Here is a 9210-nt window from a genome sequence, read left to right as displayed (position 1 = left end):
TCACCGGCATTTCCGAAACGCTGTTGATGGCTTGTCTGGCTCCGGTCGAACTGGATCATGTCCATGTCCGCTTCTGCTTCACGCAGCCGAGGGCGCAGGCGGAGGGCGAGCGCGCGGGCGTGGCCAAGGCGATCATCCGCGACATCTGCAAGCAGTTCGATCAGGACAAGGTGGTGTGGGATCGACAGAAGTTCGAGCCAAACCCGATCATCTGCGACGGGGATGGTCCCATCCCGCAATTCCGCAAATATTATCAGCGCTATTACGTGCAGGATTGAGGGATTGGTGATGGAAGAGGGAGCAGGTGCCACTCGCCGCGAGGTCGTTGCCGGAGCGGCGGCGCTGATGGGAATGGCAGGCGCATCTAGGGGCGTTGCCGCGACCCGCGGCGATCCGCTTGATAGCCATGATGCGATCGGGCTGGCCGAACTGGTCCGAAAGAAGCAGGTTTCTCCCGGTGAATTGCTCGAAGCGGCAATCCGCCGAGCGGAAGCGCTCAATCCCCGGTTCAACTTCCTCGCCCAGAAACATTATGATTATGGCCGGGCAGCGATCGCGAAGGGCTTGCCCGCCGGGCCATTCAGCGGCGTCCCTTGGCTGCTCAAGGATCTCAACACCTATATTGCTGGCTTGCCGACGGAAAATGGCAGTCGCTTCTTCAAGGGCTTCAGGCCCGACGTGACGTCGGAACTGGTCCGCCGGATCGAAAGGGCCGGCTTCGTCATCTTCGGCAAGACGACGGTGCCCGAACTGGGCCTGACCGGCACGACCGAGAACAAGCTGACGGGTGACACGCGCAATCCGTGGAATCCCGGCCATATTACCGGTGGCTCGTCGGGAGGCGCGGCGGCGGCCGTAGCCGCAGGCGTGCTGCCCGCTGCCCATGCGACGGACGGCGGCGGGTCCATCCGCATTCCCGCATCCTGTTGCGGCCTGTTCGGACTGAAGCCGAGCCGTGGTCGCGTGCCGATGGGGCCGCCGCGCACCGAAGGCTGGGGCGGGCTGTCGGTGCATCACGCGATCACCCGCAGCGTGCGCGATTCCGCCGCGATCCTCGACGCGACGCAGGGACCGGAGCCGGGCAGCCGCTACGCCGCCCCGACGCCGGCGGAGACTTTCCTGTCGCAAGTCGGTAAGGCGCCTGGCCGCCTGCGTATCGCGCTGATGCTGAATGCGCCGGCTGGATCGCCAGTGGACCCTGAATGTGTCGAAGCGGCCCGCAATGCGGCAAGGCTTTGCGAAACGCTCGGTCATCATGTCGAGGAAGCCGCGCCGAAGCTGGACATGGCCGCGATCGGCGCGGCAGGCTTTGCGTTGATCGGTTCGTCCGTGGCTGCGGACATGCTCGACCGCGCGAGAGCGACCGGCGTCGCCATCGGCCCCGATGTTCTGGAACCGATCACCCTCGGCTTTGTCGGCTATGGGCAGAAGGTGACGGGCATGGACGTCATCCGGGCGAACAACGCGCTCCAGGCAGCCGCTCTGACAATGGCGCAGTTCATGACGAATTATGACGTGATCCTCTCGCCCACATTGGCGGCGCCGCCGCTGGAACTGGGGCGGATCAACCTGTCACCCGATGCGGATTTCATGCATTGGGGGCAGCGGACCGCCGCCTTTTCGCCCTTCACCCAGATTGAGAACATGACCGGCCAGCCGGCCATGTCTGTGCCGCTCGCCATGGCGAAAAACGGACTGCCGATCGGGGTCATGTTCGTGGGTCGCTATGGTGATGAGGCGACCCTGCTCCGGCTCGCCGGACAGCTCGAAAAGGCCGCGCCGTGGAAGGAGCGGCGCCCGACAATCTAAAAGATAAGGTGGAGAATGAGATGAGAGGATTGGCAGGAAAGGCGGGCATCGTCGCGGGCGGTGGACGAGGGATCGGTGCAGCGACGGCGCGGCGACTGGTGGCCGAGGGCGCTTCGGTTGTCATCGGCGATATCGTCAGCGACTGGGCAGAAGAAACCGCGCAGGCTATCCGCGCAGAAGGCGGTCGGGCGATCGGCGTGCCACTGGACGGCACCAAGGCTGCGTCGCAAGCCGCCATCGTCGAAGCCGCGCTGGCCGAGTTCGGACGGCTGGATTTCTACCACAGCAATCTGGCGGGCGGCACCGAAGGCGACATAGATGTGCTGAATTGCAGCGAGGATGTGCTTGACCGCAGCTTCGCGATCAACGCGAAGAGCCATTTCCTTGCGACACAGGTGGCGCTGCCGGTGATGATGGAACGGGGCGGCGGCGCCATGATCTACACTTCCTCCGGCGCGGCGATTTCGGGCAATCCATTGCAGGTCGCCTATCCGATGACCAAGAATGCGCTGCACGCGCTGGTCCGCCATGTCGCGCGGAAATTCGGCAAACAGGGTATTCGCGCCAACGGCATCTGCCCCGGCGTGGTCCTCACCGAAGCGGTCGCCCAGCATCTGACGCAGGATTATGTTCAGTCGATGCTTGAAAGCCTGCCCCACCAGCGATTGGGCAAGCCCGACGATATTGCCGGAGCGGTCGCCTTTCTGGCGTCGGATGATGGTGAATGGGTTAATGGACAACTGTGGCACGTCAATGGCGGCTCGCTGCTACGGGACTGAGAAATGAAAGCTGCTTCCAATCCTTGGATCGTACTGGTGACGCTGCTGGCGATCTACATCGTCAACTATGCTGACCGCTATCTGATCACCGGGCTGATCGGCCCGATCAAGGCCGAGTTCGGCATTGGCGATGCAATGGTCGGCATGTTGATGGGCCCGGCGTTTGTACTGCTTTATGTGATCCTTGGTGTGCCCTTTGCGCGCCTCGCGGATCGTACCTCGCGGGTACAGATCATCGCCGCGGGCTGCGTATTGTGGAGTGGTGCGACGATCGCGACCGGCCTCGCGACCGGTCCGCTCAGCCTGACCCTGGCGCGGGTCGCCGTGGGGATCGGGGAAGCGGCTTTCGTCGCCCCGGCCTATTCGCTGCTGTCGGATTATTTCCGTCCCGAACGGCGGGGGCTGGCCTTCGCGATATTGGGATTGGCCGCCTATGTCGGCCAGATTGCCGGGCAGGCCGGTGGCCCGGCGATTGCGGCGCACCATGACTGGCGCATGGCGTTCCACAGCATGGGCGCCATCGGATTGATCCTTGGCGTCTGCGCCCTCCTGCTGATCCGCGAGCCAAGGCGCGGGCGTGTCGAGGCACAGGTCGAAGCCGTGCCGTTCGGCCTGCTGGTGCGATGGCTGGCGCACAGCCCTGCCTATCTGTTCATGATGTTCGCCTTTGGTTTTGGCGTGCTGTCCGGCGTTGCCTTCGGCTATTGGGGACCGGAACTGTTCACGCGCGCCTTTGCGCTCGACCCGGTGGCGGTGAAGTCCGCCTTTGCGCTCAATTTCGGTCTTTCCGGGCTGGTGGGCATGCTTTTGTTCGGGGCCTTGTCGGACAGGCTGGCACGGCGAAGCATGATCTGGCCCTCGCGCCTTTCTGCGCTGGCGCTCGCCGCCGCCACTTGCGCGATCCTGCTGTCCAGTTGGGCCGGCAGCTTCGGTTGGGCACGCATGGCCGCGATTCCCGCCGGGCTGCTCGGTGGCGGCTGGTCGGTCGGTTTCCTCGCGACGCTGCAATATATGCTGCCGCCGCGCATCCGGGCGGCGTCCACCGCCCTGTTCCTGGCCGTCACCACCTTGCTCGGCTTTTTCGTCGGTCCCTGGGCGACGGGCGCGTTGAGCGAAATGATGGGCCATGACGCCGCCGCGCTGCGCATGGCGCTCACCTGTGTCATTCCCTTCGGATTTCTCGCCGCCTTGCTTGGCTGGGCGGCGAGCGGCCGGGTCGAGCGCGATCGCGCTGCGTTGCATGATGCGCTTTCTGATCGACCTGCCGACCCTTTGCTGGCAAGACCGGCGCCGGAAAGGGTTTCAGGGGATAGGGTTTGAGGCCGGTTTATGAGTGAGACTTTCGCGTTCGATGAGATGGACCGCAAGATTGTCGAACAGTTGCGACTGAACGGCCGGGCGACCAATCAGCAGATCGCGGAGTCCTTGAATCTGATCGCCTCGACCGTGTCGACCCGGATCCGACGCATGGAAGATGCGGGCATGTTGCGCGTCGTTGCCGTGTCCGACTTTGCGGTGCATGGCCATCATGTCCTCATCCATCTGGCGGTCGAGGTCTGCGGTCGTCCGGCGCTGGACGTTGCAGAGGAACTGGCGGTCTTCCCGCAGGTCTTTGCCGCACATCTTGTCACCGGTCGTTATGAGATCAGCCTGCTTCTGACGCTGCGCGACATGGATGAACTGTCGCCGCTGATCACCGACAGCCTGTCGAAAGTGCCCGGCATTCGTTCGATGACCCCGGCCATCGGCCTCGACATCGTCAAATATGGCCTGGATACAGCACCGATAGACAGCAGGAGGCTGGTATGAGCCGGCCCGACCTGGACGACCTGGATCACCAGTTGATCGCAATATTGGCGCAGGACGCGCGCGTTTCCAACCGCAAGATCGCGGCCGATCTGGGCGTGAATGAAGGTACGATCCGGGGCCGCATCAAGCGGCTGCAACAGGATAAGCTGATCGCCTTCACCGCGCTGACGGGCTTCAAGCTGGACAAGGCGACCAATATCGCCTTCATCGCGGTTCAGGCCGATGTCGCGCATGTCCGCCAGATTGCACGGGACATCGCGCATATTCCTCTGGTCCAGTCGGTCATGATCACGCTGGGGCCATGCAACATCATGGCCACATGCCTCTACGACGATCTGGACAATCTCCACCGGATGACGGCGGGGTACATATTGGCGATGTCGGGGGTCAGCCATGTCGAAACGTCGCTCGCAGTCCGAACGGTGAAGTTCAGCAACCGGGTGGTGCGCATTACCGAGGTATCGCCGGCCTGATTATAATATTTGCGGGAAATGATATTTTTATATTTCCGCAAATCGACGCTTGAAACTGTCTTAAACCTCATATAGCACATTTGCAGGCGGATTGATGGTGCGCATGTAAGCGTTCCTGCCGCCAGCTGCGGGAGGGGATGCGTAGGCCGATGGGCTGCTTGTCCTCCTTGCCCGACAGGGCAGACTCCATGAGGATTTTGAGGGCGGCCAGAGATGGAATTCGCATTTACCGAAGAACAACGGATGATCGCGGAGACGGCGCGCGCCTTCTTCGCGGAAAATGCCACGAGCGATCGCACGCGCAAGGCGATGGCGGCCGATGGCATGGACCGGGCGTTATGGAACGCCTTTTGTCAGGAACTCGCGCTGTCCGGTATCGGCCTGCCCGAAAATGCGGGCGGTGCCGGATTGGGGCTGGTCGAACTGGCGATCATAGCTGAAGCGGCGGGCGCGCAGGTCGCCGCGCTTCCGATGCTGGGTAGTCTGGTTCAGGCAGCGCAGGCGATCGCGGCGGGCGGCAATGACGCCCAGCAAGCGGAGTGGCTGCCGAAGCTGATTGCGGGCGAACGCATTGCCGGCTATTTTCACGATGCGGGGATGCAGGCTGACGGAGACCGGCTGACCGGATCGTCCCGCTTCGTCACCCATGGCGCCAGCGCCGACATATTTGTCGTGACCGACATGCAGCAGATGTGGACCGTTCGCGCCGACGCGCCGGGCGTCACCGTTACCGCGCAGACGAGCATGGATCAGACCCGGCCTTTCGCCCATGTCGAACTGAACGGTGCGGTGGGTGAGCGTTTGCCTAACCCGGTTGCGGCGCTTGCGGCGGCCCATCGCGCGGCCTTTGTCGCTGTCGCTGCCGAGGCATTGGGCGGCGCGCAGGCCTGTCTGGATCGAACCGTGACCTATGCGAAAGAACGCGTCCAGTTCGGCCGCCCGATCGGCTCCTTTCAGGCCTACAAGCATCGGCTTGCCGACATGATGGTCGAAATTGAGCAGGCCCGGTCGGCTGTCTATTGGGCTGCCTGCGCCGTGGACGAAGGGGCGGGCGAAGCCGCACTGGCGCTCCATGCCGCGAAAAGCTTTGCCGCCGACAGCTTTTTCCGCTGCGCCGGAGACATGATCCAGCTGCACGGCGGCATCGGTTTCACCTGGGAGCATGATGCGCACCTTTTCTTCAAGCGCGCCCGCTCGCTTCAGACGATGCTCGGTAGCGGCAACTGGCACCGCGAGAAAATCGCCACGATGATCCTGGGAGAAGCAGCATGAAACTTGGGTTCTCCCATGAGGATGAACTGTTCCGGCAGGAATGCGCCGACTGGCTGAACGGCCAGATGGCCGGCGAATTTCGCGACATCAAGGGCATCACCAAGCTGACCGGAAGTCCCGAACGGCGCAAGGAGTGGGAGCAGCAACTCGCCGCCCATCGCTGGTCCTGCATCGGCTGGCCGGAGCAATGGGGCGGACGCGACGCGACGCTGGCGCAACAGGTGATCTTTGCCGAGGAATATGCCCGCGCGGGCGTGCCGGGACGGGTCAATCATATCGGCATCGAACTGGCCGGCCCGACCATCCTCACCTTCGGGACTGATGAGCAAAAGCAGCGATTTCTGCCCGATATCGCGGCGGGCAGGACGATCTTCTGCCAGGGCTTTTCCGAACCCAATGCTGGGTCCGACCTTGCCAGCGTCCGCACCAAGGCGCGACTGGAGGATGGCGAGTGGGTGGTCAATGGTCAGAAGATCTGGACCAGCCTTGCCCATATTTCCGACTGGATCTTCGTCATCACCCGCACCGGGGAAGGGTCGCAGGGACCGAAAGGCCTCACCTTCCTGATGATGCCCATCGACCAGCCGGGGATCGAGATACGGGGCATTCGCCAGATCAATGGCGATGCCGAGTTCAACGAGACCTTCTTTACCGATGCGCGCTGCCCGGCGGACAGCCTGATCGGTGCGGTGGGCGATGGCTGGCGTATTGCCATGGGACTGCTGGCGTTCGAGCGTGGCGTCTCGACGCTGGGTCAGCAAATGGGGTTCCGCAACGAACTGGATGAGATCATCGCGGCCGCCAGGGCGAATGGCGCGGCCAATGATCCGTTGATCCGCCAGCGGTTGGCCAAGGCGGAAATCGGGCTGCGGCTGATGCGCTATGGCGCGCTCCGGATGCTGTCGCAGACCGACCATAGCTCGATCGACGGCGCCGCGCTGACCTACAAGATCCAGTGGGCGAGTTGGCGGCGCAATCTGGGCGAACTGGCGATGGACGTGCTGGGGCAGGGCGGCGAAATCAGCGACCATCCGGACTATGAGTGGGACACGCTGCCCAATCTGTTCCTCTTCTCACGCTCCGATACCATTTATGGCGGTACGAATCAGATTCAGCGCAACCTGATAGCTGAGCGTGGTCTTGGCCTGCCGCGCGAACCGCGTGGAACCGCGTGACATGGCGGAAGATGCCTTCGAGCGGTTGAGCAACCTGCCGCCGCGCGGGCATCATGCATTGCTGGGCATCTACACGGTGGATCATGGTCCCGATTGGGCGGAACTGGCCTGCCCCTTTACGCCCGGTTTCCTGATGGATCCCCAAGCGGGGCTGGTGGCGTCGGGGCCGATCCTGTCGCTGGTCGACGCGGCGGCGGGCGCGGCGATCATCGCCCGGACGAGACAATGGCGCGGCATGGCCACGCTGGACCTGCATATCGACTATCTGCGGCCAGCGCGGGCGGGACGAAGCCTGCATGCGCGGGCCTGCTGCCACCATGTGACGCGCCGTGTCGCCTTCACCCGCTGCGACGTGCATGACGGCGATCCGGACAAGCCGATCGCCTTTGCTACCGCCAGCTTCTTCTTCACGGAGGCCGCATGATCGCCCGCACACCCTATGCGCGGATGCTGGGGATTGAGGATATGCGGTCCGAGCCGGGAACGGTCGCACTGATGATGGCCGGAAGGCCGGAACTGGAAGGGCGTCCGGGCTTCCTTTATGGCGGCGTGATCGCCAGCCTGCTGGAACTGACCTGTCTGGAGGCCATTGCGCAGGAGCGTGGCGCGCCCTGGCCCAAGCCGATCAACATGGGTTTCGACTTTCTGCGCGGCGGGCTGATGGTGGACAGCTTCGCGCAGGCACGGCTCAGCCGGATCGGACGGAATGTCGTGAATATCGATGCCATCTGCTGGCAGGCGGATCGGGAAAAACCGATAGCCACCGGACGGATGCATCTGTTGCTGGAGGAGGGGAGCGGATCATGAAGCCATTGACGGGGCGTGTCGCCATCATAACCGGAGCCAGCCGGGGCATTGGCGCAGCCATCGCCCGACGCTTCGCGGCAGAGGGCGCGAAGGTCGCGATCGTGGCGCGCACTGTCGAGCCGGGCGGAGGCCTCGCCGGATCGCTTGCGGAAACCGCTGAACTGATCCGCACCGCGGGCGGGGAATGCCTGGCGATTGCCGCCAATCTCGCCGATCCGGCCGATCGCGCCCGCATCGTGCCGGAAACGACCGCACATTTCGGCAGGCTCGACATCCTCCTCAACAATGCCGCCTGGTCGCGGTTCCTGCCGGTCTGGGAGGCGCAGCCAAGGCATGTCCATCTGGCCTTTCAGATGAACCTGCACGCGCCGCAGGAACTGTCGCAGCAGGCGCTGCCGTTTTTCCGTAAGCAGGGCGAAGGCTGGATACTTAATATCTCCAGCGCCACGGCCGATATGCCGCCGCCCGCACCCTATGATCCCGACGATCGCTATGTCCGTTTCAATCGCGACGGTCATGCCACGCTTTACGGCACCAGCAAGGCGGCGCTGGATCGGTTGACCGCCGGATGGGCGCTGGAATTGTCGCGGGAGAAGATCGCGGTCAACGCGCTCGCGCCGGTGGGTGCGGTCGCCAGCGAAGGGGCTTTGGCCGTGGGCGGATGGGATACGCGCGATCATCTCGAACCTGTCGAGGCGATGGCGGAAGCGGCGTTTCAGCTTTGCCACCGTCCTGCCGATGAACTGACCGGCAATATCGTGCGCAGCCTTCCCCTGCTCGAACGGTTGCAGGCTCCGATATGCGGGCTGAACGGCGAAGTCATAAAGGCTTGAAATATCCGCATTCCAGCGCATGATGAATCAGACCCTGTTTCCTGTGACCTTTGGATGCGCGCGGCGTTCCATTGGTCCTTTCAGAAGAGAGATATCATGCGTTTTCTGCCGATAACCATCATGGCAAGCCTGGTCCTGGCCGGTTGCGGCAATCCTGAGACAGCGGAAAAGGCTGAACCCAGTAAGGATGCGGCCGGAAACGCGGCTGGAGTCGATTATGCGGCCGCCGTCGCCGCCCTGCCGCCGGGGCAAC

10 protein-coding genes and 1 pseudogene are annotated in these 9210 nt (G+C 63.4%); all 11 read left to right on the top strand.

From position 1 onward, the window contains the following. A pseudogene (locus VMR39_RS15990) lies at positions 1-278 on the top strand ((2Fe-2S)-binding protein); the annotation flags it as partial. A gap of 10 nt (positions 279-288) precedes the next feature. Continuing rightward, positions 289-1809, top strand: coding sequence for an amidase (locus tag VMR39_RS15985; RefSeq protein ID WP_325416931.1), 1521 nt, complete (start codon positions 289-291; stop codon positions 1807-1809). Between the two features lie 20 nt (positions 1810-1829). Further along, positions 1830-2588, top strand: a complete 759-nt coding sequence (locus VMR39_RS15980; RefSeq protein ID WP_325416930.1) for an SDR family NAD(P)-dependent oxidoreductase — start codon at positions 1830-1832, stop codon at positions 2586-2588. Positions 2589-2591: 3 nt separating this feature from the next. Beyond that, the gene (locus VMR39_RS15975; protein WP_325416929.1) at positions 2592-3908 is read left to right on the top strand and encodes an MFS transporter; all 1317 of its coding nucleotides are present in this window, start codon (positions 2592-2594) and stop codon (positions 3906-3908) included. Between the two features lie 9 nt (positions 3909-3917). Continuing rightward, a complete protein-coding gene (locus VMR39_RS15970) occupies positions 3918-4397 on the top strand; it encodes an Lrp/AsnC family transcriptional regulator (RefSeq protein ID WP_325416928.1) in 480 nt (159 codons plus the stop codon). Then, entirely contained in the window at positions 4394-4870 is a 477-nt protein-coding gene (locus tag VMR39_RS15965; RefSeq protein WP_325416927.1) for an Lrp/AsnC family transcriptional regulator, read from the top strand. Before VMR39_RS15970 ends, VMR39_RS15965 begins: the two co-directional genes overlap by 4 nt. A gap of 213 nt (positions 4871-5083) precedes the next feature. Further along, positions 5084-6142 (top strand): acyl-CoA dehydrogenase family protein, encoded by a 1059-nt coding sequence (locus tag VMR39_RS15960; RefSeq protein WP_325416926.1) that lies wholly within the window; start codon positions 5084-5086, stop codon positions 6140-6142. Further along, positions 6139-7317, top strand: a complete 1179-nt coding sequence (locus tag VMR39_RS15955; protein WP_325416925.1) for an acyl-CoA dehydrogenase family protein — start codon at positions 6139-6141, stop codon at positions 7315-7317. The genes VMR39_RS15960 and VMR39_RS15955 overlap by 4 nt, the downstream gene beginning before the upstream one ends. A 1-nt stretch (position 7318) precedes the next feature. Beyond that, positions 7319-7741, top strand: a complete 423-nt coding sequence (locus VMR39_RS15950; protein ID WP_325416924.1) for a PaaI family thioesterase — start codon at positions 7319-7321, stop codon at positions 7739-7741. Next, positions 7738-8124 (top strand): PaaI family thioesterase, encoded by a 387-nt coding sequence (locus tag VMR39_RS15945; RefSeq protein WP_325416923.1) that lies wholly within the window; start codon positions 7738-7740, stop codon positions 8122-8124. Before VMR39_RS15950 ends, VMR39_RS15945 begins: the two co-directional genes overlap by 4 nt. Beyond that, positions 8121-8957, top strand: a complete 837-nt coding sequence (locus VMR39_RS15940) for an SDR family NAD(P)-dependent oxidoreductase (protein WP_325416922.1) — start codon at positions 8121-8123, stop codon at positions 8955-8957. The genes VMR39_RS15945 and VMR39_RS15940 overlap by 4 nt, the downstream gene beginning before the upstream one ends. Positions 8958-9210: the final 253 nt, after the last annotated feature.

The organism is Sphingobium sp. (genome assembly GCF_035511395.1).
In the GTDB taxonomy this organism is placed as follows: Bacteria; Pseudomonadota; Alphaproteobacteria; order Sphingomonadales; family Sphingomonadaceae; genus Sphingobium.
Note: the sequence above shows the minus strand (reverse complement) of the source record. Positions and strands in the feature narration are given on the sequence as shown.

What these genes read in the sequence shown, in the direction of transcription:
- VMR39_RS15980 (WP_325416930.1), top strand. Translation starts at nt 1,830, where the DNA reads ATGAGAGGATTGGCAGGAAAGGCGGGCATCGTCGCGGGCGGTGGACGA.
- VMR39_RS15950 (WP_325416924.1), top strand. Translation starts at nt 7,319, where the DNA reads ATGGCGGAAGATGCCTTCGAGCGGTTGAGCAACCTGCCGCCGCGCGGG.
- VMR39_RS15960 (WP_325416926.1), top strand. Translation starts at nt 5,084, where the DNA reads ATGGAATTCGCATTTACCGAAGAACAACGGATGATCGCGGAGACGGCG.
- VMR39_RS15955 (WP_325416925.1), top strand. Translation starts at nt 6,139, where the DNA reads ATGAAACTTGGGTTCTCCCATGAGGATGAACTGTTCCGGCAGGAATGC.
- VMR39_RS15985 (WP_325416931.1), top strand. Translation starts at nt 289, where the DNA reads ATGGAAGAGGGAGCAGGTGCCACTCGCCGCGAGGTCGTTGCCGGAGCG.
- VMR39_RS15975 (WP_325416929.1), top strand. Translation starts at nt 2,592, where the DNA reads ATGAAAGCTGCTTCCAATCCTTGGATCGTACTGGTGACGCTGCTGGCG.
- VMR39_RS15965 (WP_325416927.1), top strand. Translation starts at nt 4,394, where the DNA reads ATGAGCCGGCCCGACCTGGACGACCTGGATCACCAGTTGATCGCAATA.
- VMR39_RS15970 (WP_325416928.1), top strand. Translation starts at nt 3,918, where the DNA reads ATGAGTGAGACTTTCGCGTTCGATGAGATGGACCGCAAGATTGTCGAA.
- VMR39_RS15940 (WP_325416922.1), top strand. Translation starts at nt 8,121, where the DNA reads ATGAAGCCATTGACGGGGCGTGTCGCCATCATAACCGGAGCCAGCCGG.
- VMR39_RS15945 (WP_325416923.1), top strand. Translation starts at nt 7,738, where the DNA reads ATGATCGCCCGCACACCCTATGCGCGGATGCTGGGGATTGAGGATATG.